Here is a 15617-nt window from a genome sequence, read left to right on the forward strand (position 1 = left end):
ATATGAAACTTATAAAATTTTTTTTACTAATACTTTTATCTTTCAATATTTCAGTAAAAGCAAATTCAAATGATAAAATACAAAATTTATTAAAAGAAGGTGAAAAATTAATATTTATAAGACATGCAGCTGCACCTGGTGGAGGTGATCCGGTAGATTTTGATATATTAAGATGTGAAACTCAACGAAATTTAAGCAAAGAGGGTATTGCACAATCTAAAAATATTGGGAAGTTTTTTTCAGAAAACAATATTAAAATTGATAAGGTGTTATCAAGTGAGTGGTGTAGATGTAAGCAAACAGCACAATATGCTTTTAACGAATATGAAACAAAAAGTTTTTTAAATTCATTTTTTAGTGAAAAATTTTCAAGTAATAAGAACAAACAAATAAAAGATTTAAAAGAATACATTAATGAATGGAGTGGTGATAATAATTTAGTGTTAGTTACACATTATGTAACAATTCAAGAAGTGCTAAATATTACACCTTCTTCTGGAGAACTAATCATAGCAGATAAAAATTTTAATATTCTTGCTCGACAAAATTTTTAAAAAATATAAACTAATTAAATGTCATCAAAAAAAGCAATGAAGTTAGCCCAAAAACAAGCTTATGCAAAGCATCGAAGCAATATTACAAATACTAAATTTGGAGCAAAAAAATTAAATTTTGTTATCAAGACCCACAAGACTAGCGTTATAAATAAAAAGTCTTAACTTTCTTTTTCAAAAAGCTCTACATTATTGCAAGTTGATACTTTCGAAATAGCTTCTTCACCATTAATTACTGTTTTAATGTTAATTATGGGGTTATTTTTTTCAAAAACTAGTTGAGTATAAAATTGTGGGTAACCAATTTTATCTGTAAAGATTAGATTTTTATCCTTATAAACAAATCTTTCTAAAGTGTTGTCTTTCTTTATACTTAAGTCTGTTCTTTTATGCTTTTTATATGTTTTGTTGTCATAAATATAGTTTCTAATCATCAAAGATTTTTCTAAATCTAAGATGTATTCATTTTTAATAAAACTATCATTTAAATTTTTGCATCCCGTCAAAAGCATTATTTCTGAAAAAACTACTGTTTGAAAATTAAGTAAAAATGTTAAAATTATCAAAAAATTAATACTAAAACTATTTTTTCTCATTTTTATCTGCATAAAATAGTGTGATTAAGAAAATAATTGTCCATACAAATATTGAAATAGTTTTTATAAATGATGTTTCTGCACCCCAAACTTTTAAAAAAAAAGCACCAATTAAGATACCAAGTACATAAATTATAGTTGCTAGTGTTGTTTTATTCATTTAATCAAATTTTTTTTATAAAGTGAAATTCCATTCTCAACTTTATGATTATAAGATTCTTTAAAACTTTCTAATTGCCAGCCACTCAGTCTTGCCTGGATATCAGTTAGATTAGATTTTTTCCATTCATTTGATGTTTCTTCTAATTTCCACATCTTTTTTTCCTCATTATTTCTACCACAACCATAACAGTATCCAGTTTGAGGATCTATTTTACATATGCTTATACATGGAGAAACAATCATTTTTTTTAAATTTTTAGTTAATATAATTGAATATTATTATATTTCATAATTATTCTCATTGGACAAATAGAATCTATCCTATATAAAGCCTCATGAATTGTGGGCGAATGGCGGAATTGGTAGACGCGCTGGTCTTAGGAACCAGTATTGAAAGATGTGAAGGTTCGAGTCCTTTTTCGCCTACCAACAAGTTGAAAAAATTATGAAAGTTACAGTAGAAAATAAAAAAGGTCTAAATAAAGACATTAAAGTTTTCATAGATAAAAAAACTATGAACTCTTATATGGATGAAAAATATGAAGAAATTAAAAATACTGTTAACTTAAAAGGTTTTAGACCTGGAAAAGTTCCTAAAGAAATTTTAAAAAGACAATTTGGTCAAGCAATTTTTAGTGAAGTGCTTGATAAAGTTCTTAAAGACACTTCTGTTAAAGCTTTAGAAGATAATAAAATTAAACCAGCTGGACAACCTAAGCTTGATCTTAAAACTTATGGTGAGGATAAAGATCTGGAATATGTAATGTCAGTAACAGAACTTCCAAAAGTAGAGCTTAAGTCTGTTGAAAATATTAAATATGATGAATATTCAGTTAAAATTGATGCAAATGAAACTGACAAAAGAATTAAAGAAATAGCCAAAAGTCAAAATAATTTTAAAGAAGTGGCAGCTGACGTTAAAGCAGTAGATGAAAATTTGGTTATTTTTGATTACAAAGCAACAATTGATGGAAAAGACTTTACTGGTGGTGAAGGAAAAAATACTCAATTAATTTTAGGAAAAGATTTATTTATTAAGGGTTTTGATAAACAACTGACTGGTGTTAAAAAAAATGATGAAAAGTCTGTTGACGTTACGCTTCCTGAAAATTATCCACAAAAAGAATATGCAAATAAAAAAGCTAATTTTGTCTGCAAGATTATAGAAGTTAAAAAATCAGAAGAGGTAAAAATTGATGATGACTTTGCAAAAAATTTAGGTGCAAAAGATCTTGCTGATTTAAAAACATTAGTAAGCAAACAGATCAACGACGAGTATAAAAATTCTTTAGATAAATTAGTTAAAACTCAAATCTTGAAGGAAATTGAAAACTTTAAAGTGGATGAAATTCCAGAAAATTTAATTGAAGAAGAAGTTAAGATTTTATCACAAGGTATGACAGAAGATGATTCTAAAAAAAGTAGAAAGAACTTTGAAGAAATTGCTAAAAAAAGAATCAAAGTTGGATTAATTTTAAATGAATTTGGTGAACAAAATAAAATTAAAGTAACTGAACAGGAAGTTCAAGCTGAAGTTCAAAAACAACTTAGAATGATGCCTGGTCAAGAAAAGATGGTAATGGAATTTTACCAAAAAAATCCATCAGCATTAGCCAGTTTAAGAGGAACCGTGTATGAGGAAAAAATTATTGATCTAATAAAAACTAAAGCGAAAGCATCTAAAAAAGAAATTAGCAAAGAAGAAGCAGAAAAAATTTTAAAAGAACATCAAAAACAAGATCATAATCACGAACATGACCATGATCATGACCAGGATAATTCTGAGGAAAAAAAAGCTTCAAAGCCTGCTAAAATTGAAAAAAAACCAGAACCTTCAGCATCTAAAAAACCTTCAGCAAAAAAAGTTAGTAAAAAGTAATCACAAGTTGTATAAGTAAGAGAATCAACTTATGACAACAAATTTATTAGACCAGATGAATACTTTAGTACCTATGGTTGTTGAACAATCAAATAAAGGTGAGAGAGCTTACGATATTTATTCAAGACTTCTTAAAGAGAGAATTATTTTTTTAGTAGGACCAATAAATGATAACGTCGCATCTTTAGTTACAGCTCAACTTTTGTTTTTAGAGTCCGAAGATCCAAAAAAAGAAATTAATTTATATATTAATAGTCCTGGAGGACTAGTGACTGCAGGTCTTGGAATTTATGATACTATGCAATATATTAAGCCAGATGTTTCAACTTTATGTATTGGTCAAGCGGCATCAATGGGTTCATTTTTATTAGCCGCAGGTAAGAAAGGTAAAAGATTTTCTTTACCAAATTCTAGAATTATGGTCCACCAACCTTCGGCTGGTTTTCAAGGACAAGCAACTGATATAGAGATCCATGCTAATGAAGTTATGGATTTAAAGAAAAGACTTAATGAAATTTACTCAAAACATACTGGAAAATCAGTTGATGATGTGAAGAAAGCACTAGAACGTGATAACTTTATGAAGCCAGATACTGCAAAAGAGTTTGGTTTGATTGACGCAGTAGTCGAAAATAGATCTTAATACACTACATCTTGACACCCCACTAAACTGATACTTGATTAGTATGAGTCATCTATATTAAAGTATCCTAATTGATTCGTTTATAAATTTATGACAACAAATAATAAAAATATTCTTTACTGTTCTTTTTGCGGCAAGAGCCAGCATGAAGTTAGAAAACTTATTGCAGGTCCAACTGTATTTATATGTGATGAGTGTGTTGAGCTATGTATGGATATCATTAAAGAAGAAAGCAAAGATACATTTGTTAAACATCAAGATGGATTACCGGCACCAAAAGAAATTTGTGCTGTATTAGATGATTATGTTATTGGACAACCTCATGCAAAAAAAGTTTTATCAGTTGCTGTTCATAATCATTATAAAAGACTTAATTACGAGAGCAAAACAAGTAAAACAGTTGAACTTTCAAAATCAAATATTCTTTTAGTTGGTCCAACTGGTTGTGGAAAAACTTTATTAGCTCAAACATTAGCAAGAATTCTTGACGTTCCATTTACAATGGCAGATGCAACCACTTTAACTGAAGCAGGTTATGTTGGTGAAGATGTTGAGAATATAATTTTAAAATTATTACAAGCTGCTGATTACAACGTTGAAAAAGCACAACGTGGAATTGTATATATAGATGAAGTTGATAAGATTAGCAGAAAGTCAGAAAACCCTTCTATTACAAGAGATGTATCTGGAGAGGGTGTGCAACAAGCACTATTAAAAATTATGGAAGGGACAGTAGCAAGTGTTCCACCTCAAGGAGGAAGAAAGCATCCACAACAAGAATTTTTACAAGTAGATACTACAAACATTTTATTTATTTGTGGGGGAGCATTCGCTGGCTTAGATAAAATAATATCTCAAAGAGATAAAGGTACATCAATTGGATTTGGTGCAAATGTTAAAAAAACAGATGATAAAAAAACAGGTGAATGGATGAAAACTTTAGAACCTGAAGATTTGTTAAAGTATGGCTTAATCCCAGAATTTATTGGCAGACTTCCAATGATAGCGACATTAGAAGATCTTGATGAAAAAACTTTAGTTAAAATATTGCAAGAACCAAAAAACTCACTAATTAAACAATACCAAGAATTATTTAAACTAGATGGAGCTAAGTTAAGCTTTAAAGAAAATGCGATTAAAGAGATTGCACAAAAAGCAATTAACAAGAAAACTGGGGCTAGAGGCCTTAGATCAATCTTAGAAAATATTTTATTAAAAACAATGTACGATCTTCCAAGTCAAGACAATGTGGAGGAAGTTATTGTAGACGCTAGTGCGGCCAAAGGACTATCTCAACCAATCATAGTTCATTCAAAAAATAGCAGCAAAACTAAGACTGAAAAAACTTCAGCTGCTTAATCTCACGTTAATAAGTAATAAATAGCTATTGCAATATCATATTTAATCTCCATATTTAGATAATGGATGTTAAAATTGAACGACCTTTATTACCGTTAAGAGACATTGTTGTTTTTCCAAATATGGTTATTCCCTTATTTGTGGGCAGAGATAAATCTATTGCTGCCTTAAATGAAGTTATGAAAAAGGACAAAAAAATTGTTCTAGTTACTCAAAAAAATTCAGAAATAGATGACCCTAAAAAAACTGATGTTTTTATGTATGGTTGTGAAGGTAATATTTTACAATTACTAAAATTACCAGATGGTACAGTAAAAGTTTTAGTTGAAGGAAGCAAAAGAGTAAAAATCTTAGATTTTAAAGATAATGAGAAATTTATTATTTGTGAATATGCTCATCAACATGATGCAGTTACTAAAGATGAAGACTTAATTCCATTAGCAATGACTGCTGTAAGAAGACTAGAAAAACTAACTTCAATTAATAAAAAAATATCAAGTGAAACAATTAATAATATTAAAAAATTAACTAACGCATCACACATCGCTGATAATATTGCGTCTCACCTAACGGCTACTATTTCAGAGAAACAACAAATTTTTGAAACTATAGATGTTAAGAAAAGACTTAATTCTATAATTAAAATAATGGAAAATGAAACTAGCATTATAGGAGTTGAAAAAAGAATTAGAGGTAGAGTTAAAACTCAAATGGAAAAAACTCAAAGGGAATATTATTTAAATGAGCAACTTAAAGCTATTCAAAAGGAATTAGGTGAAATTGAAGATGGAAAAGATGAGACATCAAGTTTAAATAAATTAATTATTAAAGCAAAAATGCCAAAAGATGTTGAGAAGAAATGTATGGCTGAGCTTAAAAAATTAAAAAATATGAGTCCAATGTCTGCTGAGGCTACTGTTGTGAGAAATTACCTTGATTGGATGACAGATCTACCTTGGTATAAAAAAGACCAGGTTGATATAGATCTTAAGAAGGCGCTCGCAGTTCTTGATGCTGATCATTTTGGTTTAGAAAAAGTTAAAGAAAGAATTATTGAATTTTTAGCAGTCCAAAAAAGAATGGAAAAAATTAAAGGCCCGATTTTATGCTTAGTTGGTCCTCCAGGTGTTGGTAAAACATCATTAGGAAAATCTATTGCGAAAGCTACTAATAGAGAATTTGTAAGAGTTTCAGTTGGTGGTATGAGAGATGAAGCTGAAATAAGAGGTCATAGAAGAACTTACATTGGTTCTTTACCTGGTAAAATTATTCAAATGATGAAAAAAGCAGGAACAAAAAATCCACTTATTCTTCTTGATGAAATAGACAAAATTGGAAATGATTATAGAGGTGATCCATCTTCTGCTTTATTGGAAGCATTAGATCCAGAACAAAATTCTACATTTAATGATCATTATTTAGAAGTTGATTATGACTTATCTGATGTCATGTTTGTTACTACAGCTAATACTTTAAATATCCTGCCACCATTATTAGACAGAATGGAAGTAATTAGATTGGCTGGTTATACAGAAGATGAAAAAATTAATATTGCAAATAAGTATCTGCTTCCTAAACAAATTAAAGATAATGGAGTTAAAGAAAAAGAAATGACTTTATCTGAGGATATTATTAAAGAAATTATCCAAAGTTATACAAAAGAGTCTGGTGTAAGAAACTTAGAAAGAGAAATTTCAAAAGTAGCTAGAAAAGTTGTTAAGAAGGTAGTTTCTGGCGAAGAAAAAGAAGTTAAAATTAATTTAAAAAATTTACCTGATTATTTAGGAATTCAAAAATTTAAATTTGGTGAACTTGAAAGTGAAGATAAAATTGGCGTTGTCACAGGTTTAGCGTGGACTGAATATGGTGGGGAAATTCTTAAAATTGAAACTGTCATAATGCCAGGAAAAGGTAGAATGCAAATTACTGGTAAACTTGGAGATGTGATGCAGGAATCTATCAAGGCTGCAAAATCTTTCATTAGATCAAAAAGTTTAGATTATGGAATTATTCCTCCCTTGTTTGAAAAAAAAGATTTTCATATTCATGTTCCAGAAGGGGCAACACCTAAAGACGGCCCTTCAGCAGGTATTGGAATGGTCACTTCAATAGTTTCTGCAATCACAAATAACCCTGTCAGAAGAGATGTTGCAATGACTGGTGAGGTGACATTAACAGGTCAAGTATTGCCAATTGGTGGATTAAAAGAAAAACTATTAGCAGCACATAGAGCTGGAATAAAACAAGTTATAATTCCTAAAGAAAATGAAAAAGATCTTGTTGATATGCCTAAGAAGATTATTGATGATATAAAGATTACTCCAGTTGAGCATGCTGATGAAGTATTAAAAATAGCATTAACTAAAGAGTTAAAAAGAGTTGAGTGGGTAGAGGTTGATAAAATTTCTCAATCTGAAGGTAAATCTCAAGCAAGTATTCAATAATTACCAATTTACATCCTTTTCTGTTTAATATCTGTTTTGACTTTCATAAATAATTGTTATAACTAAACGATAATTTTGGTTTAGGGTGGTTAGCTCAGCTGGTAGAGCATCTCGTTTACACCGAGGGGGTCAAAGGTTCGAGTCCTTTACTACCCACCAAAACTAGTAAAAGTGGGGGTGTAGCTCAGTTGGTTAGAGCGATCGCCTGTCACGCGATAGGTCGAGGGTTCGAGTCCCTTCACTCCCGCCACTTTTCCCTATTATTTAATGTTTATATTATTTAAAATGTGACGTAAGTACCCTTCAACATGATATAAAAACTGTTATATAGACTCAAATGCTTTCAGAATTTTTAAAAGATTATCTACCGATTATTATTTTTTTGATTATTGCTCTTGGTCTGAGTTGTGCTTTTGTTGTTGTAAACTTAATACTATCACCCAAGCATCCAGATCCTGAAAAATTATCTGCATACGAATGCGGTTTTGAACCCTTTGAAGATTCAAGAATAGAATTTGATGTTAGGTTTTATTTAGTGGCAATTCTATTCATAATATTTGATTTAGAAATAGCTTTCCTTTTTCCCTGGGCAATATCTTTAGGTAATATTGGTGGTCTTGGTTTTATTTCAATGATGATCTTTTTGTTTATTCTTACAATTGGGTTTATTTATGAATGGAAAAAAGGTGCACTAGATTGGGAATAAAATTTTAAATTATGAACTTAGAAGATAGAAATAAAAAAATTCCTGAAGAATTTAAAAAACTCGCTGAAGATTTTAGTAAAAATGGTTTTATAACAACATCCCTTGATAATTTAATAAACTGGTCAAGAGCTGGTTCACTACACTGGATGACTTTTGGTTTAGCTTGTTGTGCTGTTGAAATGATGCAAACAGCAATGCCTAGATATGATCTAGAAAGATTTGGCGCTGCACCAAGAGGATCACCAAGACAATCTGATGTTATGATTGTAGCTGGAACCTTAACTAATAAAATGGCACCTGCATTAAGAAAAGTTTATGATCAAATGCCAGAACCGAGATATGTTATTTCCATGGGAAGTTGTGCAAATGGTGGTGGTTATTACCACTATTCTTATTCTGTAGTTCGTGGCTGTGATAAAATAGTTCCTGTGGATATTTATGTACCAGGTTGCCCTCCATCAGCTGAAGCATTACTTTATGGGATCTTGCAGTTACAAAAAAAAATTAGAAACAAAGGATCTTTTGAAAGGTAATTTATATGAAAAATTTAATAGATCTCGAAAAAAAGATTAACTCAGAGCTTACAACTAAGATTAAAAAAACTGAGATTAGACATGAGCAGCTATATATCAATATTGATAATGAAGATTTGATAGATGTTACGTTATTTATAAAAAGTAACGAAAATACAAAATTTAGACAGTTAATGGATGTTACTGTTGTTGACTATCCTGAAAATGCTCAACGTTTTAAAGTTGTGTATTTATTTTTAAGTCATGAGTTTAATCAGAGAATTATATTAAGTTATTTAATAAATGAAAATGAAGTTATACCCTCACTAACACGCATTTATCCTGCTGCAAATTGGATGGAGAGAGAAGTTTTTGATATGTATGGTGTTAAGTTTAAAGATCATCCGGATATGAGAAGAATACTTACGGATTATGGTTTTGAAGGACACCCCTTAAGAAAAGATTTTCCTTTAACTGGTCATACAGAAGTTAGATATAGCGAAGAGCAAAAAAAAGTTATTAGTGAACCAGTTAAGTTAGAGCAAAATTATAGAAATTTTGATTATGAAAGTCCCTGGGAAGGAACTAAATATATTAAAGATCAAACTGACCTTGAAAATGACAAAAAAAATTAAAACATTAAATCTAAATTTTGGACCTCAGCACCCTGCAGCTCATGGTGTGTTAAGATTAATTTTAGAATTAGACGGAGAAGTTGTTGAAAAAGCTGATCCACATATTGGACTTCTTCACAGAGGGACAGAAAAACTAATAGAAAATAAAACGTATATGCAAGCTGTCCCTTATTTTGACAGACTTGATTATGTTGCACCAATGAATCAAGAACATGCTTTTGCTTTGGCTATAGAAAAAATTTTAAAGATAAATGTTCCCATTAGAGCTCAACTAATTAGAGTAATGTTTTGTGAAATAGGAAGAATATTAAGTCATATATTAAATGTTACAACCCAAGCTCTTGATGTTGGTGCTTTAACACCATCTCTTTGGGGTTTTGAGGAACGTGAAACATTAATGACCTTTTATGAAAGAGCATCTGGCTCAAGACTACATGCCAATTATTTTAGAGCTGGTGGTGTTCATCAAGATTTACCAATAGGTCTTGAAGAAGATATAGGTAAATTTTGTGTCTCATTTCCTAAAATAATAGATGATCTTGAAACATTATTAACTGATAATAGAATATTTAAGCAACGAAATGTTGATATAGGAATTGTAACCAAGGAAGATGCATTGGATTACTCTTTTAGTGGAGTTATGATTAGAGGATCAGGTGTTCCATGGGACCTAAGAAAATCACAACCTTATGACTGTTATGAGCAATTAGAGTTTAAAATTCCAGTAGGAAAAAATGGAGATTGTTTTGATAGATATTTATGTCGAATTGAAGAAATGAAAGAAAGTGTTTCAATAATAAAACAATGTTTAGCTAAAATGACAAAAGGACCAATTAAATCACTAGATGGAAAAATTAGTCCGCCACCAAAAAAAGATATTAAACAATCTATGGAAGCTTTAATTCATCACTTTAAATTATTTACCGAAGGTTACCGTGTTGATAAAGATGAAATTTATACTGCTGTTGAAGCACCCAAGGGCGAATTTGGTGTTTATTTAATTTCTGATGGAACTAGCAAACCTTATAAATGCAAAATTAGAGCCCCTGGCTTTTCTCATTTACAAGCAATGGATTATTTAATCAAAGGACATATGTTGGCTGATGTACCTGCAGTCTTAGGGTCATTAGACATCGTTTTTGGAGAGGTTGATAGATAATGAGCTTAAGAAAACCTGCAAAAGAACAGCCTGAAAAATTTGAATTTACAACAAATAGTCTAGCTGCTGCAAAAAAAATAGTTTCCAAATATCCTGAGGGAAAACAACAAAGTGCTGTAATGGCATTATTATATATTGTTCAAAAACAAAATGATAATTGGATACCACTTGCAGCAATGAAATATATCGGAAAGTTTTTAGATATGCCTTATATAAAAGTCTATGAGGTGGCCACTTTTTATACAATGTATAATCTTTCGCCAGTTGGAAAACACTTTATTCAGGTATGTACAACTACTCCATGCATGATTAGAGGAGCTTATAAACTTGTTGAAGCATGCAAAGAGAAAATTTCAGAAAATGAAAGTAAATTATCTGCTGATAAGTCATGTTCTTGGATGGAAGTTGAGTGCTTAGGTGCATGTGTTAATGCTCCGATGATGCAAATTAATGATGACTATTACGAAGACCTTGATAAAGAAAAAACTTTAAAAATTTTAGATGAGATACTTGATGGCAAGACACCAAAGCCAGGATCATATAGAGGTAGAGTTAATAATGAACCTGAAAATAACAGAAAAACACTTTTGGATTTAAAAAATGCTTAAAGATAAAGATAGAATATTTCAAAACCTATATAACGACAAAAGTTCAGATGTTGAGTCTTCTATAATTAGAGGTGACTGGGTAGACACTGCTGAAATAATAAAAAAAGGTAGAGAGTGGATTATAGATGAGGTTAAATCTTCTGAGCTAAGAGGAAGAGGTGGTGCTGGATTCCCTACAGGACTAAAATGGTCTTTTGCTCCAAAAGAACTTGGTTCTAGACCTCATTATCTAGTTATAAATGGTGATGAATCTGAACCTGGCACGTGTAAGGATCGTGATATTTTAAGGTTTGAACCTCACAAATTAATAGAAGGATGTCTAATTGCTGCATACGCAGTTCAGGCTCATGTTTGCTATATTTATATACGTGGTGAATATTTTATTGATGGACAAAAACTACAAAAAGCAATCGATGAAGCTTATGAAAAAAAACTTATAGGAAAAAATGCCTCTGGTACTGGTTGGAATTTAGATATTTATATCCACTATGGAGCAGGCGCTTATATATGTGGTGAAGAAACAGCACTTCTTGAAAGCATTGAAGGTAAAAAGGGTCAACCAAGATTAAAGCCTCCATTTCCAGCTCTAATAGGATTATATGGATGTCCAACAATAATTAATAACGTTGAAACTATAGCTGTTATTCCAACAATTTTGAGAAGAGGTGGAAAATGGTTTGCATCATTAGGAAAAGCAAAAAATACAGGAACTAAAATATTTTGTATATCTGGAAATGTTAATAAACCATGTAACGTTGAAGAAGAGATGAGTATATCTCTTAAAGAATTAATCGAAGTACATGCTGGTGGAGTAATTGGTGGGTGGGGAAATTTACAAGCTGTTATACCAGGTGGCTCTTCTATGCCTATCATACCAAAAAAAACATGTGAAACTTTAACAATGGATTTTGATTCACTTGTTGCTGAAAAAAGTGGTTTAGGAACCGCAGGTATTGTTGTTATAAATAATGACCAAGATATTATTAAGTGTATGGCAAGAATTGCGAGATTTTACAAACATGAAAGCTGTGGCCAGTGCACACCGTGTAGAGAAGGTTCTGGATGGATGTGGAGAATGCTAGAAAGAATGGCTAAAGGAGAGGCTTCAAAAGATGAAGTTGAAATGCTCGGAGATGTTACAAATCAAATTGCTGGTCATACTATTTGTGCTTTTGGTGAGGGGTCTTCATGGCCTGTTCAAGGTTTATTAAGACACTTTAGAAAAGAAATTGAAGAAAGAAACAATATTGAACCAACAATAAAAAAACCTAATGAAGTTCCTTATTTAGTTGATCAACATTTATTGGATAAAAAAAATGCCTAAGTTAAAAGTTAACAATATTGAAGTTGAAGTTGAGGATGGTTTAACGGTCCTACAGGCTTGTGAAAAAGCTGGAGTTGAAATTCCAAGATTTTGTTATCATGAAAAACTTTCAATTGCTGGAAATTGTAGAATGTGCCTGGTTGAAATGGAAAAATCTCCAAAACCAGTTGCATCATGTGCAATGCCTGCTGCTGAAGGCATGAATATTAAAACGAATACTGAATTTGTTGAAAAAGCAAGAAAAGGTGTAATGGAATTTTTACTTGCAAATCACCCGCTAGATTGTCCCGTATGTGATCAAGGGGGTGAATGTGATCTTCAAGATCAATCAATGTTTTATGGAGTAGATAAATCTAGATTTAAAGAAAATAAAAGACAAGTTCCTGAAAAAAACATGGGTCCTTTAATTAAAACTCAAATGACTAGATGCATTCACTGCACTAGATGTGTTAGGTTTGCTACGGAAATTGCAGGAGTTCCAGAAATAGGAGCTATTGGTAGAGGTGAGGACATGCAAATAACTACTTACCTTGAGCAATCAATGCAGTCAGAATTATCAGCTAATGTTGTTGATTTATGTCCAGTTGGAGCTTTAACATCTAAACCATATGCTTTTGAAGCAAGACCTTGGGAGTTAAAAAAAACAGAATCTATTGATGTTATGGATGCTATTGGCTCAAATATAAGAGTTGATACTTATGGATGGGAAGTAAAAAGAATTTTACCGAGAATAAATGAAGATATTAATGAGGAATGGATTTCTGACAAAACAAGACATGCGTGTGATGGCTTATTAAACCAAAGATTAGACACACCTTACATTAAGTATAACGGTAAATTTGAAAAAGCATCATGGTCTGAAGTTTTTAGTATAATTAAATCCAAATTTAAAAATACTGATAAAGAAAAAATCTGCGGGTTGACTGGTGACTTAGTGAACATGGAAACACTTTATATATTTAAAGAATTTTTTAATAAAACATTAGGTTCTCAAAATATAGAATCTAGAGATAATCATACTTATTTAAACCCTGAAAAAAGAGAAAATTATTTATTTAATTCATCAATTAAAGGAATTGAAGAGGCTGACTTTATTTTTCTTTTAGGGACAAATCCCAGATTTGAAGCAACAATCTTAAATGCTCGAATTAGAAAAGCTTATCTTCAAAATAAAACTAAAATTATTTCCTTAAATGAAATGGGGGACCTAACATTCCCATATCAGTCTTTAGATGGAAATACTGAAACAGTTAAAAAAATTATTGAAGGTAAACATGAGGTATCCGATTTAATTAAACAAGCAAAGAAGCCTATGGTTATAATGGGTCAATCTGTATTAAAAAGTAAATCATCAAAATATATTTTTGAATCAATCAAGCTATTTTTAGAAGAAAATAATAAACTTTCTATTGATTGGAATGCATTAAATATTATCTCTGAAAATGCATCTACGGTAGGTGCATTTGATCTTGGGATATACAAAACAACTAATGGTGACAATGAAGTTTTGAAAAACTTGGAAGCTCACAAGTTTGAAATTGTTTATCTTTTAGGTTTAGATAGTATTAATTTTGAGAAAAAAAATGAGTTTATTATTTATCAAGGTTCTCATGGTGATAAAGGGGCAGAAATAGCAGACATCATATTGCCTGGCGCCACTTATACAGAGCAAAGTGGTTACTTTACAAATTTAGAAGGTAAATTACAAAAAGCTTACAAAGCATCTTATCCACCTGAACTTGCAAAAGAGGATTGGGCAATAATAAATGAACTTGCTGAATCTATGAATCATAGAAAATTATTTAATGATAAAGATGAATTAGATAGCAGCTTAATTAATCAAATAAATCTATATATTGAAAAAAATATCTCTTTAACATCATCAAAAGTTAAGGAGTTAATTTTTGAAAATGAATTGATAAAAATAGATAGTGATTATTATTATTCAAATGTAATAGCCAGGGCTTCAAAAACTATGTCTGAGTGCAGAGGTTTAAAAGCAGATTTAAAATCTACAGGAACAGAGGGTTAATTTATGGAATATCTTAATATAATTTTTTCACAAACTTACAAAATATTATTTTTACTAGTTCCTGTTTTAGTTTCTGTGGCTATGATTGTATGGCTTGACCGACGTATTTGGGCTTTTGTACAAAAAAGACAAGGACCTAACGTTGTTGGACCTTTTGGTTTGCTTCAATCTTTAGCTGATGCATTAAAATATATTTTTAAAGAAGTTATAATTCCATCAAGTTCAAATAAAGTAATTTTTATATTAGCACCAATTGTTACTATGACTTTGGCTTTAGTTTCGTGGGCCGTTATCCCTTTCAGTGCAACTCAAGTATTGGCAGATATCAATGTAGGTATCCTTTATTTATTTGCCGTATCCTCATTAGGTGTTTATGGAATTATCATGGGTGGATGGGCATCAAATTCTAAATATCCATTTTTAGGTGCTATTAGGTCTGCAGCGCAAATGGTTTCATACGAAGTGTCAATTGGAGTTATTATTATCAACGTTTTACTTTGTGTTGGTTCTCTAAATTTGAACGATATAGTTATGGCTCAGAAAAATTTATGGTTTGTAATCCCATTATTTCCAATGTTTGTGATTTTCTTTATTTCCTCTTTAGCGGAAACAAATAGACCACCATTTGATTTACCAGAAGCAGAAGCAGAACTTGTTGCGGGTTATCAAACTGAATATTCAGGTATGATGTATGCAATGTTTTGGCTTGGAGAGTATGCGAATATTCTTTTAATGTGTGCTATGGGATCTATACTTTTCTTAGGTGGGTGGCTATCACCTATAGACCTTTATCCATTTAACTTAATTCCTGGTGCAATTTGGATGATGTTTAAAATATTATTCTTATTTGTTTTGTTTGCCTTGGTTAAAGCTACCGTTCCAAGATATAGATATGATCAATTAATGAGACTAGGATGGAAGATATTTCTACCTTTATCATTAACATGGGTAGTTCTAACAGCTAGCTATTTGTTCTACTTCAACTTATTACCAGTCAATTAATT

Annotated in this window: 17 protein-coding genes and 3 tRNA genes; 17 read left to right on the forward strand and 3 right to left on the reverse strand. The window is 30.8% G+C overall.

What is annotated here, in order from left to right:
* Positions 1 to 2: 2 nt before the first annotated feature.
* Positions 3 to 554: a histidine phosphatase family protein gene (locus AC5YGC_RS02650; RefSeq protein WP_496140110.1), complete on the forward strand. Its 552-nt coding sequence runs from the start codon at positions 3 to 5 to the stop codon at positions 552 to 554.
* A gap of 18 nt (positions 555 to 572) precedes the next feature.
* Positions 573 to 719, forward strand: coding sequence for a hypothetical protein (locus AC5YGC_RS02655; RefSeq protein ID WP_415286971.1), 147 nt, complete (start codon positions 573 to 575; stop codon positions 717 to 719).
* On the opposite strand, the gene AC5YGC_RS02660 is transcribed toward AC5YGC_RS02655, so the two are convergent.
* Genes AC5YGC_RS02660 through AC5YGC_RS02670 form a run of 3 tightly spaced genes read right to left on the reverse strand, consistent with a single transcriptional unit; the run spans position 716 to position 1555 of the window.
* A complete protein-coding gene (locus AC5YGC_RS02660) occupies positions 716 to 1150 on the reverse strand; it encodes a hypothetical protein (RefSeq protein ID WP_496140111.1) in 435 nt (144 codons plus the stop codon). The genes AC5YGC_RS02655 and AC5YGC_RS02660 overlap by 4 nt on opposite strands.
* The gene (locus AC5YGC_RS02665; RefSeq protein WP_496140112.1) at positions 1137 to 1310 is read right to left on the reverse strand and encodes a hypothetical protein; all 174 of its coding nucleotides are present in this window, start codon (positions 1308 to 1310) and stop codon (positions 1137 to 1139) included. Before AC5YGC_RS02665 ends, AC5YGC_RS02660 begins: the two co-directional genes overlap by 14 nt.
* Positions 1307 to 1555: a DUF1289 domain-containing protein gene (locus AC5YGC_RS02670; RefSeq protein ID WP_496140113.1), complete on the reverse strand. Its 249-nt coding sequence runs from the start codon at positions 1553 to 1555 to the stop codon at positions 1307 to 1309. The genes AC5YGC_RS02665 and AC5YGC_RS02670 overlap by 4 nt, the downstream gene beginning before the upstream one ends.
* A 101-nt stretch (positions 1556 to 1656) precedes the next feature.
* On the opposite strand from AC5YGC_RS02670, the gene AC5YGC_RS02675 reads away from it, so the two are divergent.
* The 15 genes from AC5YGC_RS02675 (at position 1657) to nuoH (ending at position 15615) form a co-directional block, all read left to right on the forward strand.
* Positions 1657 to 1741, forward strand: a tRNA-Leu gene (locus AC5YGC_RS02675).
* A 16-nt stretch (positions 1742 to 1757) separates the two neighbouring features.
* Positions 1758 to 3191, forward strand: a complete 1434-nt coding sequence (tig, locus tag AC5YGC_RS02680) for a trigger factor (protein ID WP_496140114.1) — start codon at positions 1758 to 1760, stop codon at positions 3189 to 3191.
* A gap of 31 nt (positions 3192 to 3222) precedes the next feature.
* Complete coding sequence (gene clpP, locus AC5YGC_RS02685) at positions 3223 to 3834, forward strand: ATP-dependent Clp endopeptidase proteolytic subunit ClpP (protein WP_415272313.1); 612 nt, start codon at positions 3223 to 3225, stop codon at positions 3832 to 3834.
* A gap of 90 nt (positions 3835 to 3924) precedes the next feature.
* Positions 3925 to 5193 (forward strand): ATP-dependent Clp protease ATP-binding subunit ClpX, encoded by a 1269-nt coding sequence (gene clpX / locus AC5YGC_RS02690; protein WP_496140115.1) that lies wholly within the window; start codon positions 3925 to 3927, stop codon positions 5191 to 5193.
* A 62-nt stretch (positions 5194 to 5255) separates the two neighbouring features.
* Entirely contained in the window at positions 5256 to 7637 is a 2382-nt protein-coding gene (gene lon / locus AC5YGC_RS02695; RefSeq protein WP_496140116.1) for an endopeptidase La, read from the forward strand.
* A gap of 83 nt (positions 7638 to 7720) precedes the next feature.
* Positions 7721 to 7796: transfer RNA gene (locus AC5YGC_RS02700), tRNA-Val, on the forward strand.
* A 14-nt stretch (positions 7797 to 7810) separates the two neighbouring features.
* Positions 7811 to 7887 (forward strand) — tRNA-Asp (locus AC5YGC_RS02705).
* Between the two features lie 87 nt (positions 7888 to 7974).
* The gene (locus AC5YGC_RS02710) at positions 7975 to 8343 is read left to right on the forward strand and encodes an NADH-quinone oxidoreductase subunit A (protein WP_496140117.1); all 369 of its coding nucleotides are present in this window, start codon (positions 7975 to 7977) and stop codon (positions 8341 to 8343) included.
* 11 nt (positions 8344 to 8354) lie between these two features.
* Positions 8355 to 8876: an NADH-quinone oxidoreductase subunit NuoB gene (locus AC5YGC_RS02715; protein ID WP_496140118.1), complete on the forward strand. Its 522-nt coding sequence runs from the start codon at positions 8355 to 8357 to the stop codon at positions 8874 to 8876.
* A 5-nt stretch (positions 8877 to 8881) separates the two neighbouring features.
* Entirely contained in the window at positions 8882 to 9490 is a 609-nt protein-coding gene (locus AC5YGC_RS02720; RefSeq protein WP_496140119.1) for an NADH-quinone oxidoreductase subunit C, read from the forward strand.
* Positions 9474 to 10649, forward strand: a complete 1176-nt coding sequence (locus AC5YGC_RS02725; protein WP_496140120.1) for an NADH-quinone oxidoreductase subunit D — start codon at positions 9474 to 9476, stop codon at positions 10647 to 10649. Before AC5YGC_RS02720 ends, AC5YGC_RS02725 begins: the two co-directional genes overlap by 17 nt.
* Positions 10649 to 11257, forward strand: a complete 609-nt coding sequence (gene nuoE / locus AC5YGC_RS02730; protein WP_496140121.1) for an NADH-quinone oxidoreductase subunit NuoE — start codon at positions 10649 to 10651, stop codon at positions 11255 to 11257. The genes AC5YGC_RS02725 and nuoE overlap by 1 nt, the downstream gene beginning before the upstream one ends.
* Complete coding sequence (gene nuoF, locus AC5YGC_RS02735; protein WP_496140122.1) at positions 11250 to 12581, forward strand: NADH-quinone oxidoreductase subunit NuoF; 1332 nt, start codon at positions 11250 to 11252, stop codon at positions 12579 to 12581. Before nuoE ends, nuoF begins: the two co-directional genes overlap by 8 nt.
* Positions 12574 to 14613 (forward strand): NADH-quinone oxidoreductase subunit NuoG, encoded by a 2040-nt coding sequence (gene nuoG / locus AC5YGC_RS02740; RefSeq protein ID WP_496140123.1) that lies wholly within the window; start codon positions 12574 to 12576, stop codon positions 14611 to 14613. Before nuoF ends, nuoG begins: the two co-directional genes overlap by 8 nt.
* A gap of 3 nt (positions 14614 to 14616) precedes the next feature.
* A complete protein-coding gene (gene nuoH, locus AC5YGC_RS02745; RefSeq protein WP_496140124.1) occupies positions 14617 to 15615 on the forward strand; it encodes an NADH-quinone oxidoreductase subunit NuoH in 999 nt (332 codons plus the stop codon).
* Positions 15616 to 15617 lie beyond the last annotated feature (2 nt).

It is taken from the genome of Candidatus Pelagibacter sp. uisw_138, assembly GCF_059512485.2.